This window comes from Flavobacterium soli DSM 19725 (assembly GCF_000422705.1).
Taxonomy (GTDB): Bacteria; Bacteroidota; Bacteroidia; order Flavobacteriales; family Flavobacteriaceae; genus Flavobacterium; species Flavobacterium soli.
The window spans coordinates 112,151-134,827 of record NZ_AUGO01000013.1 but is presented as its reverse complement, the minus strand read 5'-3'; the positions used below and the strand labels follow the sequence as shown (position 1 = coordinate 134,827).

Below are 22,677 nucleotides of genomic sequence, written 5' to 3'. Positions count from 1 at the left end.
AACTCACTAAAATGCACCACAATAGCAGTATCAACGACAAATTAAAAGAAGACAAGAAACTACTTTCCATCTATTTTTCAGCAGGTTATCCCAACCTGAACGACACCAAAACCATTATTGAATCGCTTGAAAATAGTGGTGTTGACATGATTGAAATTGGCTTGCCGTTTAGCGACCCATTGGCTGATGGCCCCACTATTCAAGAAAGTTCTCAAATAGCATTACACAACGGCATGACAACAAACATCTTGTTCCAACAGCTTGAAAACATTAGGGAAACCGTGAAAATTCCGCTGTTGATAATGGGCTATTTCAATCCGATTTTGCAATATGGAGTTGAGAATTTCTGCAAAAGATGTGCTGAAATTGGCATTGACGGACTCATTATTCCCGATTTACCAGTCGACATTTACATCGAAAACTATAAATTCCTTTTTGAAAAATATGGCTTGGTCAATGTTTTTCTCATTACCCCACAAACTTCTGAAGACAGGATTCGATACATCGATAGCGTTTCAAACGGATTTATCTACATGGTCTCCTCAGCAAGTGTAACCGGAAATCAGGGAATTTTTGGCGAAAGCCAGACCAACTATTTTGAACGAATTGCAAATATGAAGTTGAAAAATCCACAGCTAGTTGGCTTTGGAATTAACGATAAAACGACTTTCAATCAGGCTACAAAATTTGCAAAAGGAGCGATTATTGGAAGTGCCTTTATCAAATTTTTAAAAGAAAACGGCGTTAATACTATCGATAATTTTATCAAAAATATAATTTAAGTAAACATACTCATACAACTGAAAAACAATTTTTTAACTATTTAGAATAGATATCCTCTATGGCTCTTTTTTACTTCTTTTGATTGCTTTTTACTAGATTATATATTCAAAATAATAAAATCATTTTCCAACCTTTTCTTTCAAGAACCACATTCTTTGCAAACCCCAACTAAAATACAATTTACCCGTTCGACCTGATAGTTTACGGGTACAGAAAAATGCACCATCGAAGGAAGACATTCGATGGATTGGCAACTTGTGCATCGAAAGTGAAAATGATTATCAGGCAATTGCTGTTGATCACATTTGATGCAAACCGCAAAATATTGTTTGCCATCATCGGCTACAATTCTATGTACCAAGTTGTCGTCACAAAATTGATTCAGCACCCTATAAATCGTTGCCCTATCGATTCCGATTTCAATTTTCTGAACAATGGCATCCTGGCTCAACGCTTTTGTAGTTGAAGTTAAAACAGCCATAACCGCTTCTTTTGTGGGGGTGGTTCTTCTTTTCATAGTTATCGCAACTTTGTCGCAATTATTATTGCGATTATGTTGCAATAATAAAAAATGTTTTTAACTTTGCCAAAATAATAGCACTAAAATGACACGTAGAGAACTCATCAAGTCGGGAGGAGCTCTGGCAATCGCTTTAGGCATACCGCTTCCAGTTCTTTCTTTAACTAAACAAAATCACATGAAAAACACAGCAAATTTTGATGTAATTATTATAGGCGGAAGTTATGCCGGACTTTCTGCGGCAATGGCATTAGGTCGTTCTTTGCGAAAAGTACTTATTATCGACGCTGGAAATCCTTGCAATAAACAAACTCCACATTCCCATAACTTCATTACGCAAGACGGGGAACAACCCGCTGTAATTGCAGCCAAAGCCAAGGCACAGGTTTTGAAATATGACACTGTGCAATTTCTAGAGGACAAAGCAATTAGTGGAGAAAGATCTAAAAAAGGCTTTACCATTAAAACAGGATCGGGAGCGAAATATTCAAGTAAAAAACTAATTTTCGCAACTGGAATAAAAGACATCATGCCCAAGATAAAAGGCTTTGCAGAATGTTGGGGAATTTCAGTAATTCATTGTCCTTATTGTCACGGGTATGAATTTAGGAGTCAAAAAACTGCTATTATGGCAAATGGTGAAAGGGCGTTCCATTTGGCTTCGCTGGTTCATAACCTGACGAAAAAGCTCATAATCCTCACCAATGGTAACGCCAATTTTGACGACACACAACTTTCAAAGCTCAACCAAAACGGCATTGAAATTATTGAAACTGAAATTACCGAAATGGAACACCAAAACGGACAAATACAGAATGTAGTTTTTAAAAATGGTAAAAAAATAAGCCTTGATGCCCTTTATGCAGGAATACCCTTTGAACAACATACAGAAATTCCGGTCACATTAGGTTGTGAACTGACCGAACAAGGTTATATCAAAGTAGATCCTTTTCAAAAAACATCTATTAAAGGGATTTATGCTTGTGGAGACAATAGCTCGATGATGCGATCGGTAGCAAATGCCGTTTATACAGGAAATATGGTTGGAGCAATGGTCAATAAGGAACTGGTTGAGGAGGAGTTTTAAAACAAGCCAGTATAAGTATAAGTATAAGTATAAGTATAAGTATAAATATAAATTATATAAGAAAAACAGCTCTTTATAAAAATAATTCCTCTTTTCTTGTTGTATTAAAAGAGTTGGAAAGCACTATCTTTTTGTATTACTTCGTTGATAATTTTTTAGTTTTTTTTGCCAAATGACAATTCTTAACCCTACAACATTTCCTAAATTGCAGCTATGAAAGAATTTATAGAATACATCTTGCAATTTGGGAATTTAAACCCACAACAACTGGCCTTGATTTCAAGTAAGGCAACAGAATTAACGATCAAGAAAGATGCTTACTTTTCTGAAGCTGGTAAAATATCACAAGAGGTAGGCTTTGTCGTAGAGGGTATTTTGAGGGTTTGCTATTACAATAACAAAGGCGAAGAAATTACCAAATATTTTATTGACGAAAATAATCTTGTTGTGGATTTGGAGAGTTTTGACAATCAGATTTGCTCAAGTGCTTATGTCCAAGCTCTTACAGATTGTAAGATGATTGTTTTTTCCAGAAAAGATTGGCTGGATTTGTTGCATACAATTGTGGGATGGGAAACAATCGTGCACAAAATCATCTCCAAAGTATTGAGGCAGAAAGTAGAAAGAAGAAGCCCCTTGGTTACTGAAGATGCTACAACCCGCTATTTAATGTTTCTAGAAATCTATCCCAATGTTGTTAATCGTATTCCGCTTTCCTACGTTGCTTCTTATTTGGGCATTACACAATCTTCTTTGAGCAGAATCAGAAAAAACATACGCTAAATCGCTTTTTGCCAAATGGCAAATGATTTTATTTTTAAACAGAGCACCTTTGCTTTATAATTTAAAAAAAGATAAAAATGAAATCAGTATTAATTACAGGAGCCAACAGAAGCATTGGTTTGGAAACTGCAAAACAGCTTTCGGAAAAAGGATTATTTGTTTATTTAGGAACACGTGATCTTGAAAAAGGAGAAGCAGTTGTAAATGAATTGAGTAGAAATGGATTTCAAAACATCAAGGCTATTGCAATTGATGTTACAAAACCAGATTCAATTCTAGAAGCCAAAAATAGGATTGAAAAAGAACAAGGTAAATTGGACATCCTGATCAATAATGCGGGAATAAGTGGCGAATTTCCTCAAAATGCAGCGACTACCTCAATAGCAGACATACAAACTGTGTTTGACACCAACTTTTTTGGCGTTATCAGCGTTACACAAGCCTTTTTGGAATTGCTTAAAAAATCAGATAGTCCACGAATCAGCAACATCACTTCTGGACTTGGCTCTTTAACCTTACACAGCGATCCTAGCTGGAAATACTATGATTTTAAATCTGCAAGTTACGGAACTTCAAAATCTGCCTTGAACGCCTACTCTATTGTATTGGCTTATGATTTAAAAGACCTGCCCTTCAAAGTAAACGTAATTGATCCCGGTTATACCGCAACGGACTTCAACCATCATAATGGACCTGGAACTGCAGAAAATGCCGCAACTTTTATCATCAAGCATACGCTAACGGATCAAAATGCTCCAACAGGAAAATTCTTCAGCAACGATATTGAAGATGCATCTGAAGTCAGTCCTTGGTAAAAACTTAAAGTTTGCCATAGTCACTTATACAAACCCCTTTCTAAACGAAAGGGATTTTTTTATTTGGATACTTCAAAAAAAATTTACCTATAAAAAATCATTTTTTATTGTTTATCAATAATTATTTATTTATTATTTTTGAACATAATTTTAAACTTGATAATTATGTCAAAAACAAACAACTTCGTATTTTGGGGCCTATATGTTATCGCTTGGCTCATTTTTGTCGGCTTGTCTATTGAAGCAGGAGGCTTACTCGTAAATTTCTTTTTCACGCTCTATAACCCTGACTTTGTCCAAAATCTTTATCAAAAGTTGGACTTGATTCAAATGTATAACGACAGTAAATTGGCTTTTTTTGGTGTGTATAGTTTCATTCTACTCATTGCAATTCTAAAAGCCTGCCTATTTTACACCGTGATCCACCTCATGCACAAAATGGATTTGTCAAAACCCTTCAGCGATTTTGTAGCACGACAAATTTCGCTAATGAGCTACATCACACTTTGCATCGGGCTGTTGAGTGCTATTGCCCAACAGTTGGTTAATAGTTTACAGCCTCACGGTTTTGTTCCCGACAACTTGGACCAATTTTGGACCGACAGTGAAGCCTTTATTTTAATGGGTGCCGTGATCTACATCATTGCTGTTATTTTCAAAAAAGGAGTAGCAATTCAAAACGAAAACGAACTAACTGTATAAGCCATGCCAATAATTGTAAACCTCGATGTGATGATGGCCAAACGAAAGATGTCGCTAAATGAACTTTCGGAAAAAGTGGGCCTCACGCTCTCCAACCTTTCCATTCTTAAAACTGGGAAGGCAAAAGCCATACGGTTCAGTACGCTTGAAATGATCTGCAAGGTCTTGGAGTGCCAGCCTTCGGATATTTTGGAGTATAAAGACGAGTAAGAAAAACTTTAAACAATCATTAACTAAATCACTTTCAAAGCAAAAAGGGAATTGGATATATTTGGAACCATGAAAAATATCCTTTTCCTTTTCTTGTTCGGAATTTGCAACCTGGTTTTTGCCCAAGACGAAAAACTCGTTGCCGGAAAGATAATAGTGGCTGATGCCAAAGTCAGCAACATCCTGGTGCTGAACATGACCACCGAAAAGGAAACCCATACTGACAGTTTGGGCCATTTTAAAATTATGGCAAAAGTTGATGATTTGCTGGTTTTTTATGCATCCCATCTGGACAAGATGCGAAAACTAATAGACGATGAAGCCTATAACAGCAAGGTTGTAACCATCGAGATGACTTCGAAGATTGAAGAACTTGATGAAGTGGTGATCACAAATTATTCGCATATCAATGCTTATGATTTAGGCATCATCCAAAAACCAATACCCCTATTAACTCCTGCCGAACGTGGAAAATACCGTTCAGAAAAACGTGCCGAAGAATTTGAAGCAAAACTATCCACTATTGCAAAGCTTGAGACCCTTTATGATACTATCTTTTTAGAAAAGGAACTGAAAATCGAAAAAGGGATGGCTAAAGGATTTCTATTTTATGCCACCGACCATGAATGGTTTATGGCGGTTGCAAAAGGAAAGAACAAGATGCTGACTACTTTTTATCTCACCATGCTGGCCCAAAAATATAATGAATTGCGGAAAAATACTTTCATCAAAAAAAATCCCTGAATGAAAAAAACCCTTTCAGTTTTGAAAGGGATTTTGCTTTTATCAAGTTTATGGAGCTTCTTGATGTAACCGCTTAACTTAATGAGATTGTCGCATGGTAGCTAGGGAATAATGCTCTTGAACTGTTCTATCTACATCAATCCTATTTTGGCTCCAGGTAACAAATGATATCAGAACTAAAAATAATAGTCTTTATTGGCTTTTATTTCATCAAACAAAAACAATCAAAACTTATGGTCGATACATTGTATTCTTCTTTTGAAAAACACCTTCTAATTCATAAAATTTATTGTTGTACCGGATGCGAACTTTGTATTTCAGGGTAGCATCATTTTCAGGAAAAGAAGAAGCACTTTCGTGTAAGCTGATTTTTCCTGATGGATGAGCCACTATTTTTTTCTCAATTTCATTGATATAGAAATTTTCCACCTGAAAATGTTCGCTCAATGGTGCTGAAAATAGTAGTTCATACACCATTTGGGGACTAGCATTTTTAATACCGGCAATTTCCCTATGATACGTTGCTACTGTAATTTGTGGAACTTGTGATTGAGGTTTCGGAACAGCAGTTTTACACTGGATTAACAAAATGATAGATAGCAATACTAAAAGTTTTTTCATGACGCAAAATTTTAGTTAAAAGTAGATGTTTTTGTATTATTTTTACCCAATTAAAAGTTGAAATTGCTAAAGCATTTCAAACCCCATAAAAAAACTAGCTATCTGAAATCGTCATGAACTAAGAGTTTGGTGCAAACCAATACTTATGGCTAAAGCTATACTATTACCCCTAAAAAATACAATTAAAAACATGAAAAAAATTATTTACTTCATTGCCCTTCTCTTGGTTTCTCAATTGAGTTTTGCCCAGCGAAATCCCATCATTGTTGCAGGAAAGCCTGTAGATTCTGATAATTATTTTGAGATCACGAGACAATTAGACGCTTATTGGGCATCCAATCCCAACAAAAAGAAAAAAGGTAGCGGTTTTAAAGTCTATCAACGATGGAAAGAGCTTTGGAAAGCCTTACATCATGAAGATGGAACACTTTTTACGCAAAAGGAAGTCCAAAATTTGTATTTGGAAGGAAGAAATTTGACTCCGTCAGCGACAATGGAGCAAAATAATACTAACGACATCAGCAATTGGATTCCATTAGGACCATTTTCACATACCAATTCAGGGTCATGGAGTTCTGGTCAGGGTAGAGTGAATGTCACTTTGGTTGATCCAAATAACCCCAATACGATTTACATCGGAGCTCCTAATGGTGGTTTATGGAAAAGTACTGATGGTGGAACTACTTGGGCTAATTTAACGGATTTTCTACCTACAATTGGTGTTTCGGGTATTGCAGTCGATTATGCAAATTCAAATATTGTTTATATTTCTACTGGAGATGAAGATGCTTCAGACAGTTATTCATCGGGTATTTTTAAATCAACAGATGGCGGTTTGACTTGGAGTGCCACTGCATTTCCAATATGGGATTATTCGACAACAGGCGAAATTTACATCCACCCCACCAATTCTAATATTCTTTGGGTAGTAAGTAGTCAAGGTTTTTATAAATCTACTGATGCAGGACAAACCTGGACGTTGAAAAACGGCGGTGTTTGTAAAGAAATGAGATTAAAACCCAATGACCCTAACGTGATGTATTTGGTAGAGCAAAATTATGATTTAGGTCAAGTCTACATCAAAAAATCTATAGATGGGGGTGAAACGTTTACCACTCAAACAACCTATAATAACGCTGGAAGAACTGCTATTGCCGTGACGCCAGCTAATGCAAATTATCTATATGTTTTGGTTTCAAATACCGATTCTACTTTCAAGGGACTATACCGTTCTACCAATAGCGGTTCAACTTTTACCCCACGAAATACCACAACTGATATTTATGAGGGTCAACAAGCTTGGTTCGATTTGGCTTTGACGGTTTCAGATGAAAATGCAAATCTAATTTTTACAGGGTGTTTGAATATTTGGTCGTCCAGCACTGGTGGAGTAAGTTTTACCCAAGTGAACTCTTGGTCTGATCCACTAGCACCTTCCTATTCTCATGCGGATATTCATGATTTAAAATTCTTTAACGGAAAATTATATGCAGGAACTGATGGCGGAATCTACATTTCTGAGGACGATGGAACTTCTTTTTCAGATAAAACTAAAAATGGTGTCGCTATCGGACAGCTTTACAGAATTGATGTCAAACAAGCTGCAGGAACCAACATAGCGGGTGGTTTGCAAGATAATGGTGGTTATCAGTTGTATGAAAATCAGTGGTATAACTATCATGGTGCTGACGGAATGGATGCTGTCGTGCATCCAACACTGAACTATAGTTTAGGTTTTATCCAATTTGGTTTAGGACTTTATGCCACTGAGAACAATCAAGTTCCAACACAAGGTCAATATGTAGCCTCTTCTCCTAATGATGTTGAGGGTAATTGGATTACGCCACTTGAAGTGGGTGCTGGAGGAAAATTATATGCTGGTTTTGAAAAACTGTATTCGCTGAATCCAGACACCTTTCAATGGCAACCAGAAATGACTTTTCCGCTGACCAGCCAAAACATTGACCAAATCAAAGTGGACCCGAACAATGATCAACGGGTGATGTTTTCTTCGAATAACCAAGTGTTCCTTTCGAATGGCTTGAATCCAATGGCTTTTACGGAATTATCCCTTCCTGAATGGGGTGACATTACCAATTTTGCTTTCCATCATCAAAATCCACAGATTTTATATGCCACCAAATCCGATCATGTTTTAAGGTCGCTGAATGGTGGAGCAACTTGGGAAAATATTACCTATAATTTACCTGAGGGAAGAAAAATCGATATTGTGCACCAATCAAGCAGTGACAACAACACCATTTATGTAGCCTTGTCAAGAGCGGTTTATTATTTGGATGATTCAAGTACTACCTGGACCTTACTCAGCACTGGACTTCCCAACACCACCATCACCGATTTGGAAATCAATGCTGTTGAAAATCATGTCTTGGTAGCAACTTATGGTCGTGGTGTTTGGAGAACATCTGTATCGCCTACTAGCTTGGGTGTGGAGGGTAATGAAAAAAATGAAGCTACACTTTTTTTCTATCCAAATCCAGCTCAAAATGGCTATGTTCAATTCAATAGTACAATCGATGAAGCTGTAACGGTGAATGTTTTTGATATGAATGGTAGAAGAATCTTGCAAAAACAGTTAGATAAAATTGCTTTAGACACTAAAATTGATGTTTCGCCAATGAGCAGCGGCAACTACATCATTCAATTGATTTCAGAACATCATTTGGTTACCAAAAAACTGGTGGTTAAGTAAGGTTGGGAATTGGGAGTTAGAAGTCCTTATTTCTAAAATCTTAATACTTAATACTCTAGTCTTACTACTTAAAAACTCCCGAAGCGATTCGGGAGTTTTTTGTTTAAAAAGAGGCTTCTACTCTATCACTACACTATAGCTGCCTTGTTTGGTCTTGTCTAGGTTTTGCACCAAAATTCTGGTGGCATTCTCAAGAAGTTCGCCCATGGTTTTCGTGATAGTGGCTCCGGCAGAAAGTTCGACCTCTACACCTTCCAGCTCCTCTGAGTTACTCAAGGCAAAGGTTAGCGACACGCTTCCTGTATTGGTAAAAACCAAATTCGCCTTTGCATCATACTCCACTACTGTTATTACATCGGTTCGCTTAGGGGTGTCTAAAATAGTTTACCACTGTTGTGGATATACTAGCAATCGTGTGTTTATATTTATAATTATTTACCAAAAAATAAAGGGAGATAAAAAACCTCCCTTTACTATCTTAATAGCTCTAAAAATATAAATAATTTTTAATGTCTAATTACTTGTAATTCTATTTCTCATTTCAACATATGTACTATATACTTCTGGATCAGATTCAAGATAGTCTCTGATACATCCATTAATTCGATCATCCTTATCGATAAAATCACCTCTATAGCTTCCTTCACAAGAATTGTTCGCATTTCTGCTTTGACAATCTCCTGTACTCATATTTGCTGAATGAATAAGTATTCTTTCACCACCACCCACGTAGTAGAAACGTATTTGAAATTCATAGCAACCACCGATTACACTAATTATGTCGGATTCACACCTGAAATCTTTAAGATAATTTATAGGTGCAGGTCCACCACTTTTAAGAATACTGGAATTGTCCACTTCCTTTTCTTGTATGATTTCATCTTGAGTAAAATTTTCATCTGAACAGGAAATAAAAAAAAGACCTGATAGTAGAGTAATAACCAGTAAAAAGCTTATTTTTTTAAGACTAAATTTTGTAATCATAATTTTGTTTTTTTTTAGTTTGGATTTATATTTCCAGAATTAAGATTATTAAAAAAAATTTAATTGGCAATATTTGAGCAAAAGATTGAGAAAGAACTCCACTCTGCTTCGAAACCATGTTCTTTAGCTTTCATTAAGTCTTCACATGTATCATCACCTGGCTTGTTTAGCATTATTTTACACAAACCTCTATAAAAATATTCATTTGCTAATTTTTCAGAAGATTTAACGATTTCTATTATTTTATTGTAATCTAATATTGCATTTTCATAGTCTTTGTCTGCAAGATATGCAATACTACGTTTCTTGTATATTCTTAATTTGTCTGCGTTTTCATTTAAAGCTTCACTATATTTAACAATAGCACCTTTAAAATCATTTATCCTTATTAACGAATCTGCCTTATGTACATAATAAGTAGTTAATGAATCAACATCATTTTGAGATGTGACTTGACTATAAAAATTAGTTTTAAAAAATAAAAAAAATAAAAACAGACACTTATTCATTTTTTTAATAATAATTTTATCAATTAATCACAAAAATTAACTTTAATCAGCTAATCAAATTTATAAATAATTTATCTCTACTTTTTTAAAAAATAAAAAAATTAATCTTTTTTTAACAGGAATACTTAACATGGCCAAAAACTAAAAGAGAGAACTTTTTATAGGCTTGTATAGTAGTGTTAAGTTTTAATAATAAAGAAATAACAGGATAACTCGGATATCCACAAAGTTAGACCGATTCTCAAAACTTTGCCCAAAAAGGGTGAATATCATCCTTAAAATATTCGTAGGAAAACGAAAAAATCCCTTTCAAAACTGAAAGGGATTTTGCTTTTAAAATAGGCAATGAACTTCCGGCTCTTCTTTTATTCCACTCTTCTTTTATTCCACTCTTCTTTGGCATGTTCAACCAAACCTTTACTACGTTCCGCTTCACTGCTGAAGCATTCCACCAAACCTTTACTACGTTCCACCTCACTGTTGAAGCGTTCCGCCAAACCTTTACTACGTTCCGCCTCACCGTTGAAGCATTCCACTAAACTTTTAATACGTTCCACCTCACCATTGAAGCATTCCACCAGTGGAAAAGAGTAACGAAGTGGCGGAACGTTCTAACTACCCCCTATTTATAGGTATTTGTAAGACTACACACTATAAATAATGGACTGAAACAATTTTTGAATACAATAAATCCCTATATTTGAGCATAATACACTACAACGGATCTCCCCAAACTCGTTGTTTTGAAACCCTACGCTATTTTTATTGGAATTATTTTATGGTTTTACGGAAAACCGTACTTTCTAGCCCTTTAAGTTCTTTAGCTTTGTGTTAAAGAAATAGGGTTTCCCCTAGTGGTGGGGGAGATTTTTTTTATATTTTTGGGAGGTACAATAACTGTTTTCTAAATATTTTATTAATTATGTTATATAAAATGGAAAACATTTAGAAAATTTAAATATTGATGGAATCTATAAAAACAATTGTTATTTTCGAAAATTAGACGAAAAAAACCTTCGCTTATAACCCCTTTTTGGAGTGATCTGCGAATGCTTGTTTCACATATTCTTGTTGTACAACAATGATAAACACAATAACCTTTTAAACTCAAATAATTTATATATGATTACAAATTTACTTTTACAATTTGATACTACGGATTTCTGGAAAATTAATTGGTATTATCCTTTAGCTTTACTAGGAACAATAATCGCAATCACAATTGCATACAAGAATTACAAAAAGAAAAGCCCTACACCGCTTTCAAATCCAATAGACATTGATAATAATCCTAATATAAATTCAACAAATACGAACAATATTATTCTAAATTTAAACCAACAAGAAAATGGAGATAATCAAATATCCAGATCAGAAACTGACATGGAAAAATTACGAAGAACAATTTCAATATTATTTATTGATGATGATACAAAATTTAAAGTTGTAAAAATTTTGATAAACGAAGGATGGATAAATACCAAAAGTATAACAGACCTTAAATCATATAATGATGATGCAATAAAAAATGCAGACATTGTTTTTGTAGATGTTCAAGGTGTTGGAAAATTATTAGATTGTAAAGATGAAGGTTTAGGATTAGCATTAAATATTAAAAGCAGATATTCTGATAAAAAAGTAGTTATATATTCTGCAATTCAAATACACAATGTTTTTCACGAATCTATACAAAAAGTTGATTTTTTACTTTCAAAAGATGCAGAACCGTATGAATTTATTAGCTTAATTGAACGATTTAGTAAAGAGATTAACTAATGGAGACTTTTATAAAATTGATAAATAAAGATGGTGTAATTATATTTTCTAATCTTCCCGAAAGAAACGAATACTACTATTTATCATGTGAGAATAAAAATTCACTAATTGATAAGTGTATTTTCATTAGGAAAAAAGCAAGACACGGTATAATTCAATCTGAAGAAGGGATTACATATCTATTTACATATGATTATGAAATAGTTAATAAACCACGTTTCTTCAAGGAAAAATTACAAATATATTCTGAACAATTAGCAGAAATTAATTTAATCAAAAACAAATTAACTCAAGATATTCAAGCTAATAATCGAAGACTTGTTCATAATATAACTTCATTTAACGCACATAATATTCAAGAATTATATTTATTAGTTCCAGAAGAAAAATTAAGTAAGGATTATAGGAGCATTAGAGAAACAATTAAAACTTTTCTTCTTGACAATTCTGATGCAGTTGCAGACGCTTTTTTAAGAATCGCAAAAAATAGTATTGCAATGAAAGCTGAATTTACGGTTTTTAAAAAGCTAGATGGTGGCCAAGAAACATTGCAAAAACAGCCGCATCCTATAAAGAAAGTTATATTAACTGTCCTACATGTCTTTTATCAAGATTTTAAGGAACTAGATGTATATGTAGCCGTAGAAGAAAGTACGCAAGTCTTAACTTTTGATTTTGAAACAATTAGAGTAGCTTTATATCACATTATTGATAATACTGTAAAATATATTATGCCCAATTCTCAATTACGCATACGATTCTCTGAAGTGAAAGATGAATCATTTAGCTTAATTTTAGATATGTTTAGTATGGAAATTAAGGAAGAGGAAAATCAAGATGTTTTCAAGGAAGGCTATTCAGGTATCAACGCAAAAAAAGCTGGCAAAAATGGAGATGGTCTAGGTCTATATATTGTTAATAGGATTTTGAAATTAAATAACGCACAACTAATAATAAATCCATATCAAAAACCAACTTATATAAAAAAAATTGAAGGTATTGTTTATGAAAAAAATGTTTTCGAAATAAGATTCCAAAAATAAGCACTGCTTCCAACAGCGTTGCACAACCCCACTCGCCCGGATATCCACAACAGTTAGCGCAAAACGTTATCTGCTATTCTTAACCAAATAATGAATTTTAAATATGATGAATTTCTCAGAAACATATTTCGCGAAAAACTTAGAAGATCTTATAATTACTGATATTACCAACTACTTTGCTACTGCAAAAGAAGAATCAACTAAAATAGAATTTAAAGCTTTTCACGCTCAATTTGGAAACTTCAATAAAAATTTAGAAGGTGTTATTCGAGGTCTCTGTGCATTTTTAAACTCAGAAGGTGGCATATTAATTTGGGGCGCTCCACTCGGGGTAAAAAATGGTGATCAAATTTTATTTCAAGGTGCATTATCTCTAGTTGATCAATTGCTAGATAAGGATATGTTGATAAGCAAAATTTCAGATTCAATTGCTCCATTGCCAATTGGAATTAATGTAAAAATTATTGAAGATAACGGGAGCTATCTTTACGTTTTTGAAATTCAAAGAAGCAATTATTCACCACATCAATACAAAAATACATATTGGGCGAGGCTTGATGGTCAAACAAAACCAGCACCACATTACTTAATTGAGGCTTTGTTCAAAAAAATCTCGTATCCGAATATCGAAGCGTATATAAATTTAGATCGGTTTGGAAATTACCCTGACGGCCGAAACTTTTTGGACATCTCAATTTTGACATTCAATTTTTCTGAATTACAAAATGAGTATGACATTACATATCGAGTTATTAGTTCAGCTATTTTTGAAGGCGCCACGTCAGCTAATCCAAATATAAGGCGGCACTATGATATGGCTGGGCATCAATTTAAAAATGATGCTATCAGAATACTTCATTTTGGAGCACCGGACATCACATCTCAAAAGTTGCTTTTCAACATTGGAGATTTACCTAATGGTGAAATGGATTTGGTTTTGCATTTCGGAGGCAAACAATCGCCTCTGAAATTTTCAGAATACAAACTTAATTTCAATATTCAAGGAATTCCTGCTGAAAATCCATTAGCATTAATCACTTCTAAAAAAGAAAACACTCTCGCTTCTGACAAACAAAAAGAACTCGGTACTACGAGAGAAAATTTATTGAAAGATTTATTGAAAAGGTAAGAGTTAGAACAACAGTTAGCGGTTTCGCAAATAGTGCCCACAAACAAAATCAACTCTACCCTTTTTCAATACATTATAAAAAAAGCCTTCACAAAGCCAAAACGTTGAAAAACCGGAATAAACAGTTCTAACTTTTTTCAAAATAAAATATAAAGAATGGTGTATAAAACGAATCTAACAAAACGAATCTTCGCAACCCTGATTGATTATGGAATTTATCTGTTATTTTTTATTACTTACATAAGCCTTTTTGGAACAGCTAATCTTGAAGGTGGAAAAACTGTAAATGGCTTTCTTGCATTGCCTCTTTTTATTATCTGGTTTGTTTACTTTATACTGATTGAATTCTTTAATGGAGCAACACTTGGCCATCATTGTTTGGATTTAAAAGTAGTAACATTAAAAGGGATGAATATTGAATTTACGCAAGCTTTAAAAAGACACTTGTTGGATCCCATTGATATTCTATTCTACGGGATACCTGCAATTATTGCGATTAAAAATTCGGAAAAACATCAACGACTTGGGGATATGTGGGCAAAAACAATCGTAGTCGACACGAAAGATTTAAAAAATATTAACCAATCAATTGAAGTCAAAGAGAATTAAACAACGTTTATTTTTCATAACTTCGTTCCCGTTCGGTAAGGAGAATCGACCCGAAACACCGCCACTTCTTTTATCAGCTAAACAACAGAAACATTGACAAAAATTAACGATGACATAATAAAAATTGCAGACCAAGCCTTTTTAAAAATTTTGGCAGATGACAAAGTTCTAGTAATAAAACATAAAATTCGCTTAAGCGACAAATCAACTTTGGGAATGCTGTTTTTTTTATTGGGAGGTATATTTTTAATTGTTGTTCCCTATAGCAAGACCTCAACCGAAGTTTCAAAATATATCGGACTTATATTGGGATTATTTTTATTGGTTTTATCAATCCTAACTTTAATACGCCAGGCTAACGATGGAATTAAAATTAGAGACGGCATTATTTCATTTCGACACAACCTTAAATTAAAAACCATTCATTTGAACGGAAGTATAAAAGTAAAAATGAAAATAGAAGTAATGAAAATAAGACGTAGGGAAACAAAAGGCTCGGACTTTATTATTGTCACTCATTTTCTTCAAGCCCAAAATAAAGAAACTCCTATCTTAAAATTTCAAATGGACAATGCAAATGCAGAAAACGCAAAGAAATTAGGCAACGAATTGACACGAATTATAAATGCTAAATTTCGATAATAAAATTTTAAGTAGAACCCGACGGCTCGGATATCCACAATAGTTCGCGCGGTTTTGTAAACCGTGCCCACAAACAAAATCAACTCTACCCTTTTTCAATACATTGTAAAAAAAGCCTTCACAAAGCCAAAACGTTGAAAAACCGGAATAAACAGTTCTAACTTTTTTCAAAATAAAATATAAAGAATGGTGTATAAAACGAATCTAACAAAACGAATCTCCGCAACCCTAATTGATTATGGAATTTATCTGTTATTTTTTAGTACTTACATAAGCATTTTTGGAACAGCTAATCTTGAAGGTGGAAAAACTGTAAATGGCTTTCTTGCATTACCTCTTTTTATTATCTGGCTTGTTTACTTCATACTGATTGAATTCTTTAATGGAGCAACACTTGGTCATCATTGTTTGGATTTAAAAGTAGTAACACTTAAAGGGATGAATATTGGATTTATGCAAGCTTTAAAAAGACACTTGTTGGATCCCATTGATATTCTATTCTATGGGATACCTGCAATTATTGCGATTAAGAATTCGGAAAAACATCAACGCCTTGGAGATATGTGGGCAAAAACAATCGTGATCGATACGAAAGATTAAAAAAAATCCAATCACACCTATATCCACAACAATTAGCAGAAAATCTATCAGACCGCAACCAAAAAGACAATGAAATCAATAGTACAAGAATTAAGAGAAGAAAAAAACTTAACTCAAACCGAACTTGCTGAAAAAAGTGGACTTTCGTTAAGGACAATTCAAAGAATTGAGGCTGGAAATATTCCAAAAGGTTTTACATTGAAGGCTCTCGCAAGTGTTTTTGAAACTGAGACTGAAAATCTTATTCCTAAAAAAGAAATCACAAAACTTGACAGGGCAAAACTGATTAACTTTTCTAGTTTATTAGGACTGATAATTCCTTTTGGTGGAGTTATATTTCCATTGATTTTGACATACAAAACAAAGGACGCTAAAAACAAAGAACTTGGAAAAAGTATCGTTAGTGTTCAAATACTTATATCCTCCATATTGGCGGTTTCTCTAATCGCAAGTCCGTTTATCCAAAAAGGATTATCAATCCGTTTTCCACTTTTTTTAATCCCGTTATTTCTAATTCTTGGTTTGAAATTAGTGGTTGTTATTGCAAACGGAATTAGTTTAAACAAAATAAATGATTTGCATAAAAATTTAAAAATCAATTACTTATAGGTGTTGTCAGCAAATTGACGTAAAATTGACGTATTACTTTTGCAAAGAAATTGTTTCCCAAAACAGAAATTTGCAAAAAAAATATAATGAAAGTTTTAAAGAAAATTGTATTGACCATTTTGGTTGTTTTAGTTTTGGCTGTAGTGGGTGGCTATATTTATTTTGACCAAAAATTTACTCCTGAAAAAAATTATTTAACAGTAAAAAATGAAAGTGGTTTCGTTCCACTTACATGGTTAGGCAAAGCAAAAAATGTGTTGTTGCTACCCATACATTTTGAAGCCGATACAGCAACTTATTATTTACAATTTGATACAGGTTCGCCCTATACAATTTTCTATTCCAAATCAATTAAGAGCATTCCTCAAATATCCATAACTAAAGAACATGCAAAAACCTCATTCTATATAGGTAAAACAAAAATTGCATCCAACAAATTCAAAATTTATAATCTTGGGGATGACAATGATGAAGATACACTACAAATAATTGGTACAATTGGGGCAGATATTTTGGAAGACAGAAAGACACTCCTCAATTTCAAAGAAAATTATATGGTGCTAAATCTATCAAAAGTACCAACACAATTTCAAACTAAACTCTTTGATTTCAAATTCAAAAAAAGAAAAATAATTTTCAAGGGTTTGTTAAATGGAAAGGATGAAAAGTTTTTGTTCGACTCAGGAACAAGTGCCTATGAATTATTATCTAACAAAGAAGTTTGGGGAAAATTGAAACTACCCAATTCAAAAATTATCATCGAAAAATCACAATCTTGGAATAAAGTATTAACTGCATATACAGCAAAATGCAATCGAAAAATACAAATCTCTAGCCATGATATACCATTAAATAATATTACTTACATAGAGGGTTTTTCGCAAGCTCAATATGCAATGATGAAATTTTCGGGAATGACAGGAATGCTGGGCAACAAAATATTTTTAAACAATAATTTGTTTTTTGACTGCACTCAAAATAAAATGGGAATAGAGTAAAATATTTCTCGTACCATGTCAATAACAAATCATTAACTGAAAACTGAAAACCGATCGCATTCTATGATAAAAATCCCTTTCAAAACTGAAAGGGATTTTGCTTTTATGAAGGATATCCCCCACTTCGCCAAGCCCAAAAACATAAACTGCACTCTTTTAGAACTTCACCTAAGCCTGTGCTTGATGTTTTTTTATATTTTTGTAGACATCGCTTCAATTAAAGAAGAGGAACAGCATGACAATCTATCCTAATAATGAAAAGCAAAAGCCTTTGCTGACGTCATTACTTGGAAGAGATAAAGGTTCGGTTTTGAGGTTAAAAGAAATGATGGAGGACTAGTGTTACCGAAAAGGAATAGAGCATCAAAATAGACAAATCACCAAAATAAGCAAAAACAAAAACCTTGAGCATAAAATGGAAAACAAAAAATATGATGTAATTATAGTGGGTGCCGGAGGTGCAGGCCTCATGCTTGCCCGGGAGATGGGACGTAAAAAGAGAAAGACCTTATTGCTGGACCGTAAAACAGATTTGCTGAACCTCTCTTTTAAAACACTGGGTAGTTTTATGGACATCAAGGAATTTGATTTATCCCCGGATGTGGTGGCTACTGAAATAAATAAAGTGACCCTCTACTCCAAGAATGTAAAACATTCAGCACGTACCAAAGCCAGCATATTGGACAAGGCTTATCTGCATCAGCATCTTATAGAATCTCTTGATAAAGAGTATGTGGATATAGAAACGGGAGTGTACATTAAAAAACACAATTCAGATACAACGGGAAACATAACAGAAATAATAGACAATAAAGGCAACACCTATTCTGCCACTTATTTTGTGGATGCAACTGGACTATCGGGAGTTTTGAGCAAAAAAAGCGGATTGCAGGAGAAAGAACCAGATGTGGCTGTTGGAGTGGAGTTTAATGTTAAATACAAAGGCAATACTAACGAAGCACATCTCTATCTGGGTAATCATTATGAAGGAGGCTATGGATGGCTGTTTCCTATGAAGGACAACAGAGCGATATTAGGTTTTGGTTCTTTTGATATTCTGGTAGTGAAAGAATTGAAAAAACGATTAAACAAGATGCTTACAATTCCGCACATTGCAGCAATTGTAGAAAAAGACAATGATGATGCCGAGGGTGGCATACTGCCTATTACTTCTGTAAAAACAAAGATTTTTTACAATAATCTTATATGTGTTGGCGACTCCGTTTCGCAAGTAAATCCAGTTGTTGGAGAAGGATACAAATTTATTTTCAGATCCGCTGTAATGGCAGCCAATGCCATCGAAAAAGCATTATCTCATCAAGACGCTTCATTTCTTAGTGAATATGAACAGCAATGGAATAAACAATATTATAATTTTTATTGTAATTCAAAACGCATGCAAGAGAAACTCATCAAGTACAGCAAAAGTGATACTAAGGTAAATATAGGTATGCTTTTCCTAAAAACCAAACGTGATAAAACAGTAGAAAAAATCATCTCTGGTGAATTTACAAGAAGAGATAACTATTTGCCTTAATGCATTTCGCCAACAATGCTATTTTCTTTTTTTAGTTTTTCGCTACTTGATCAAGTAGCCTTTCTATAGATTGAGTATAAGAAGCCATAAAAAAAATCCCTTTCAAAACTGAAAGGGATTTGCTTTTTAGGAGAAAAAATTAATTCAACACCCTTTTCTCAATATATTTAGAGTTCATGATCCTCACGATTCCCATATAATCCATCGTGAATTCGATCTGGTCACCCACTTTGTAGCCTTTTGGATTTTCACCCAAATCGAGCACCACCATATCAGAAGTCGCTCCGGCATATTTAATTTCGGTATCCGTTGGATCAAAATGCTTGATGTCGATATCAAGCAAACCTACGTCAATAATGGCACGATAGGTCGTCTTGCCTACATTTTCCTGATTGAAAGTAACGGTGTCACCTTCCAGATTCGGACCCATTTCGCCAGACGGAATTAGAGGTTTCTCATATAATTCGATGATCTCGGCATACAGCTTGAAAATATCGTTTTCCAGTTCATCATACTTTTTGTTATTGTAAACATCGGTACCCATAAAGAGCGTTTCCCCTACCCTAAAATGATTTACATCCTTTGGCAAAAGTTTTTGCTCGATCAACGGAATGGTAACGGAAGAACCACCTGAAATATAGGGAATTTTCACGTTGAACTTGAGTTCAATGAGCTGTTTATAAAGGCAAAGTTGCAACAACTTGTCGTTATTGGGCAAAATGCCATATAGACAGGAAAGATTGGTTCCTATTCCCACCACTTCGATATTCTTCATTCGAAAAACGGTAGCATAAAAATCTACAAAATCATCACGCATCACGCCTTCACGAAGTTCGCCCAGATCGATCATGATAATAATCTTATGGATTTTATTTTGCCTTAAAGCTTCTTCGGATAGCATCCGGATGGTTTCAAAATCGGTATTCATACTGATATCGGCATAGGTAATGACTTCTTCGATCACGCCCTTTGCAGGAGGTTTGATATAGATGGTTTCGGCATCCTGCTTCAAGAGCTTGATCATCTTCAAGTTACTTATCCTGGAATCTGAATATTGGTTGATGCCCAAATCGAGTAGTTCTTGCAGGTATTTCTTGTTACCGCAAAGCATTTTGGTCACAATGGACCATTCTATACCGTGATCATTAAAAAAAGAATCTAGGTAGTGGTAATTCTTTTTGAGTTTTTGTGTTTCGAGAGTTATAAAGGCCATCTTTAGTTTTTTGAATACCTCATTTCAAGGTATTTGTTAGTAAAGCCTAGCTTTTCATACAGCTTCTTGGCTGGATTATCAGGTTCAACATGCAAAGCGATGCTTCCCATTGCGGTTTCCATTGCTTCAATCATGAGCTGTTTTCCAATTCCTTTTCCGCGTTGGTTACAATCTGTCGCAATATAGACCAGGATATTTTCGGGAATATATTTCTTCATTCCTGTTTCGTTTACCACAACCGCACCCACAATCTCCGAATCCATTTTTGCAGCAATCACAAAACCTCCTTTATTGGGTTCATCGCTCAAGGCATATTTTATGGCCTCCTCAATATCATTTTTTGGGTCACCATATTCTTCTAAATTATGAAAAAGAAAATCTAGAATTTCTTCTTGCAAATGGCTTTCAATTTTTGTAGTTGGATTGAATTTTTCGATCACTATCATTTTTTACATTTTTATAATTAATTACAAGTTCGCTTTTTTAAGCTTTTTAGGCAAAAAGATGGCGTTAAACTTTGTTAAAATGGGCTTAGCGTCTCTTATATAAACTTTTAGAAAAAAGCGGTCAATTGCTCTTTCTCAAAATAATATAACAATATCCCTAAATTCCATAACTCTTTCTAAAAAGTGCAAAACTATCTTTGCCTTGTGCTTTGTTAGGAATTATACTAGTAAAGCAAGAGATAGATTAACATTAAAAACTAAAACAATGAAAACAAAATTTAAATTAGTAGCAGTTGCAATTGCAATGCTATTTGCAGGAAATGTAAACGCACAAGAACCAGCGACATTACCTGAAGCGGCTGAAAATTATGATCAAGGTTTCCGTTTAGGATTCGGTTTAAATGCAGGATATGTATTTGAAGATCCTTATGATTTCGCACTTGGTGCAGATGCAAGACTTCAATATGATTTATCAAAAAGAACATCTATCACCTTGACTACAGGTTTTACGAATCTTTTTATTGGAAACGATGTTAAAGATTTAGGGTTTATTCCTGTAAAGGCAGGTTTCAAAGGATTCATCTGGGAAGACCAATTTTATCTTCTAGGAGAAGTTGGTGCTGGTTTTGCAGTAACAAATGACTATGATGAGACTACCTTAATCCTTTCGCCTGGAATTGGTTATGCCAACAAATACATCGATTTGAGTTTGCGTTATGAATACTACGGAGATTTCGTGAATGTGGATGGCGACAAAGGTGTAGGACAACTTGCTTTGCGTCTTGCCTACGGTTTCCGACTATAAAAAAGAAAAATTGCTATGAAAACCAAAAACCTGATTGTGAATTTGCAATCAGGTTTTTTTTTATGAAATCAAATATAAAGCCTTGTACAAATTTTTAATTAAAACTAGCTAGCTAAACATTTGATGGATATGGATTGTTGCGGATTTAACACGGTTTAGTAAACTTTTTTATTTATTTATACATTATATCTTCCAGTTCGCTTTTCTGTCCACTGTAAAATTCAAAAAAGTCAGTTGGTTTATTTGCAATCAATTTTACTTGTTCTTCTTGGTTATGATTCAGTCTGTATATTTTTCCTTTTTTATCTACAGCAATATAATTTCCATCTTCCATATCCAAAATCGTGTAAAACAGTTTTTTGTCAAACTCAATTTCAAATGTATAATCTAATTCCAATAGGTCAATTTGATCTTTACTCAATGACTTTAATATTTTTTCAGTTGCCTTTTGATCAGGATTTTCTATTTTCAAATACTTAAGTTCAATTTTGCTTTTCTGAATTTGTTTTAGGTCAAATATCTTATGGAAATATTCTGGATCTTCAATCTCAATTTTAGTCAGTCCGTCAGATTGATAATAGAGTTTGATTTGTTGATAACGATTCTCTTTTTTGTTTAAAACAGAAATTCCTGTCAGGTTGAAACAAGTTTTATGATTTTTGCTTATTATTTCAAACTCTTTTGGTTTATAGCCACGAGAAATATAAATTCCTTTTGGTTTTTGGACAAAACTAATACCATAAATTTCAGAAAGTCCGATTGCAACTTTAATTTGAGGCACTTCATATTCCAACAATTC

General features: G+C 33.9%; 27 protein-coding genes. 18 read left to right on the top strand and 9 right to left on the bottom strand.

Annotated features, from left to right (window positions below; translation table 11 throughout):
* Positions 1-11 precede the first annotated feature (11 nt).
* Positions 12-782, top strand: coding sequence for a tryptophan synthase subunit alpha (gene trpA / locus G508_RS0113885; protein WP_026705892.1), 771 nt, complete (start codon positions 12-14; stop codon positions 780-782).
* 140 nt (positions 783-922) lie between these two features.
* Here the strand turns inward: trpA and G508_RS0113880 are convergent, their stop codons facing one another.
* The gene (locus G508_RS0113880; protein ID WP_026705891.1) at positions 923-1,300 is read right to left on the bottom strand and encodes a Fur family transcriptional regulator; all 378 of its coding nucleotides are present in this window, start codon (positions 1,298-1,300) and stop codon (positions 923-925) included.
* A gap of 181 nt (positions 1,301-1,481) precedes the next feature.
* On the opposite strand from G508_RS0113880, the gene G508_RS0113875 reads away from it, so the two are divergent.
* The 6 genes from G508_RS0113875 (at position 1,482) to G508_RS0113855 (ending at position 5,644) form a co-directional block, all read left to right on the top strand.
* A complete protein-coding gene (locus G508_RS0113875; protein WP_026705890.1) occupies positions 1,482-2,390 on the top strand; it encodes an NAD(P)/FAD-dependent oxidoreductase in 909 nt (302 codons plus the stop codon).
* A 213-nt stretch (positions 2,391-2,603) separates the two neighbouring features.
* Positions 2,604-3,173 (top strand): Crp/Fnr family transcriptional regulator, encoded by a 570-nt coding sequence (locus G508_RS0113870; protein WP_026705889.1) that lies wholly within the window; start codon positions 2,604-2,606, stop codon positions 3,171-3,173.
* Positions 3,174-3,250: 77 nt separating this feature from the next.
* On the top strand, positions 3,251-3,988 hold the full coding sequence (locus tag G508_RS0113865; protein ID WP_026705888.1) for an SDR family NAD(P)-dependent oxidoreductase: 738 nt from the start codon (positions 3,251-3,253) through the stop codon (positions 3,986-3,988).
* Positions 3,989-4,153: 165 nt separating this feature from the next.
* Positions 4,154-4,690: a DUF2975 domain-containing protein gene (locus G508_RS0113860; RefSeq protein WP_026705887.1), complete on the top strand. Its 537-nt coding sequence runs from the start codon at positions 4,154-4,156 to the stop codon at positions 4,688-4,690.
* Positions 4,691-4,693: 3 nt separating this feature from the next.
* Positions 4,694-4,900, top strand: a complete 207-nt coding sequence (locus tag G508_RS19865; protein ID WP_084625992.1) for a helix-turn-helix domain-containing protein — start codon at positions 4,694-4,696, stop codon at positions 4,898-4,900.
* A 69-nt stretch (positions 4,901-4,969) separates the two neighbouring features.
* Positions 4,970-5,644: a hypothetical protein gene (locus G508_RS0113855; RefSeq protein WP_026705886.1), complete on the top strand. Its 675-nt coding sequence runs from the start codon at positions 4,970-4,972 to the stop codon at positions 5,642-5,644.
* A gap of 231 nt (positions 5,645-5,875) precedes the next feature.
* Here G508_RS0113855 and G508_RS0113850 read toward each other — a convergent pair whose 3' ends face one another.
* Positions 5,876-6,265, bottom strand: a complete 390-nt coding sequence (locus tag G508_RS0113850) for a hypothetical protein (RefSeq protein ID WP_026705885.1) — start codon at positions 6,263-6,265, stop codon at positions 5,876-5,878.
* A 190-nt stretch (positions 6,266-6,455) separates the two neighbouring features.
* Between G508_RS0113850 and G508_RS19050 the strand changes: the two genes are divergently transcribed.
* Positions 6,456-8,978, top strand: a complete 2,523-nt coding sequence (locus G508_RS19050) for a T9SS type A sorting domain-containing protein (RefSeq protein WP_169628043.1) — start codon at positions 6,456-6,458, stop codon at positions 8,976-8,978.
* 117 nt (positions 8,979-9,095) lie between these two features.
* Here the strand turns inward: G508_RS19050 and G508_RS0113840 are convergent, their stop codons facing one another.
* The 4 genes from G508_RS0113840 to G508_RS0113825 form a co-directional block, all read right to left on the bottom strand.
* Positions 9,096-9,320, bottom strand: a complete 225-nt coding sequence (locus tag G508_RS0113840; RefSeq protein WP_026705884.1) for a hypothetical protein — start codon at positions 9,318-9,320, stop codon at positions 9,096-9,098.
* 171 nt (positions 9,321-9,491) lie between these two features.
* Complete coding sequence (locus G508_RS0113835; protein ID WP_026705883.1) at positions 9,492-9,962, bottom strand: hypothetical protein; 471 nt, start codon at positions 9,960-9,962, stop codon at positions 9,492-9,494.
* A gap of 59 nt (positions 9,963-10,021) precedes the next feature.
* A complete protein-coding gene (locus tag G508_RS0113830; protein WP_026705882.1) occupies positions 10,022-10,471 on the bottom strand; it encodes a tetratricopeptide repeat protein in 450 nt (149 codons plus the stop codon).
* 241 nt (positions 10,472-10,712) lie between these two features.
* The gene (locus G508_RS0113825; protein ID WP_026705881.1) at positions 10,713-10,949 is read right to left on the bottom strand and encodes a hypothetical protein; all 237 of its coding nucleotides are present in this window, start codon (positions 10,947-10,949) and stop codon (positions 10,713-10,715) included.
* A 644-nt stretch (positions 10,950-11,593) separates the two neighbouring features.
* Between G508_RS0113825 and G508_RS19045 the strand changes: the two genes are divergently transcribed.
* The 9 genes from G508_RS19045 to G508_RS0113775 all read left to right on the top strand — a co-directional run bounded on the left by G508_RS19045 (position 11,594) and on the right by G508_RS0113775 (position 19,414).
* A complete protein-coding gene (locus tag G508_RS19045) occupies positions 11,594-12,247 on the top strand; it encodes a hypothetical protein (protein WP_051197649.1) in 654 nt (217 codons plus the stop codon).
* Complete coding sequence (locus G508_RS0113815; RefSeq protein ID WP_026705880.1) at positions 12,247-13,290, top strand: sensor histidine kinase; 1,044 nt, start codon at positions 12,247-12,249, stop codon at positions 13,288-13,290. The genes G508_RS19045 and G508_RS0113815 overlap by 1 nt, the downstream gene beginning before the upstream one ends.
* Positions 13,291-13,396: 106 nt before the next feature.
* A complete protein-coding gene (locus G508_RS0113810; RefSeq protein WP_169628042.1) occupies positions 13,397-14,419 on the top strand; it encodes an AlbA family DNA-binding domain-containing protein in 1,023 nt (340 codons plus the stop codon).
* Positions 14,420-14,575: 156 nt separating this feature from the next.
* Complete coding sequence (locus G508_RS19040; protein WP_051197646.1) at positions 14,576-15,028, top strand: RDD family protein; 453 nt, start codon at positions 14,576-14,578, stop codon at positions 15,026-15,028.
* A gap of 93 nt (positions 15,029-15,121) precedes the next feature.
* Complete coding sequence (locus G508_RS0113800; RefSeq protein WP_026705878.1) at positions 15,122-15,670, top strand: hypothetical protein; 549 nt, start codon at positions 15,122-15,124, stop codon at positions 15,668-15,670.
* A gap of 186 nt (positions 15,671-15,856) precedes the next feature.
* Positions 15,857-16,270: an RDD family protein gene (locus G508_RS0113795; RefSeq protein WP_026705877.1), complete on the top strand. Its 414-nt coding sequence runs from the start codon at positions 15,857-15,859 to the stop codon at positions 16,268-16,270.
* 69 nt (positions 16,271-16,339) lie between these two features.
* Positions 16,340-16,879 (top strand): helix-turn-helix domain-containing protein, encoded by a 540-nt coding sequence (locus G508_RS0113790; RefSeq protein WP_026705876.1) that lies wholly within the window; start codon positions 16,340-16,342, stop codon positions 16,877-16,879.
* Between the two features lie 86 nt (positions 16,880-16,965).
* Positions 16,966-17,877, top strand: coding sequence for a hypothetical protein (locus G508_RS0113785; RefSeq protein WP_026705875.1), 912 nt, complete (start codon positions 16,966-16,968; stop codon positions 17,875-17,877).
* A 415-nt stretch (positions 17,878-18,292) separates the two neighbouring features.
* Positions 18,293-19,414, top strand: a complete 1,122-nt coding sequence (locus G508_RS0113775; protein ID WP_026705874.1) for an FAD-dependent monooxygenase — start codon at positions 18,293-18,295, stop codon at positions 19,412-19,414.
* 139 nt (positions 19,415-19,553) lie between these two features.
* Here the strand turns inward: G508_RS0113775 and G508_RS0113770 are convergent, their stop codons facing one another.
* Positions 19,554-20,627, bottom strand: a complete 1,074-nt coding sequence (locus G508_RS0113770) for an alanine racemase (RefSeq protein ID WP_026705873.1) — start codon at positions 20,625-20,627, stop codon at positions 19,554-19,556.
* Between the two features lie 2 nt (positions 20,628-20,629).
* Positions 20,630-21,073 carry a GNAT family N-acetyltransferase gene (locus tag G508_RS0113765; protein WP_026705872.1) on the bottom strand — a complete coding sequence of 148 codons (444 nt, stop codon included), beginning with the start codon at positions 21,071-21,073 and terminating at the stop codon, positions 20,630-20,632.
* 265 nt (positions 21,074-21,338) lie between these two features.
* On the opposite strand from G508_RS0113765, the gene G508_RS0113760 reads away from it, so the two are divergent.
* Positions 21,339-21,878 (top strand): hypothetical protein, encoded by a 540-nt coding sequence (locus G508_RS0113760; RefSeq protein WP_026705871.1) that lies wholly within the window; start codon positions 21,339-21,341, stop codon positions 21,876-21,878.
* 172 nt (positions 21,879-22,050) lie between these two features.
* Here the strand turns inward: G508_RS0113760 and G508_RS0113755 are convergent, their stop codons facing one another.
* Complete coding sequence (locus tag G508_RS0113755) at positions 22,051-22,671, bottom strand: hypothetical protein (protein ID WP_157486034.1); 621 nt, start codon at positions 22,669-22,671, stop codon at positions 22,051-22,053.
* Positions 22,672-22,677 lie beyond the last annotated feature (6 nt).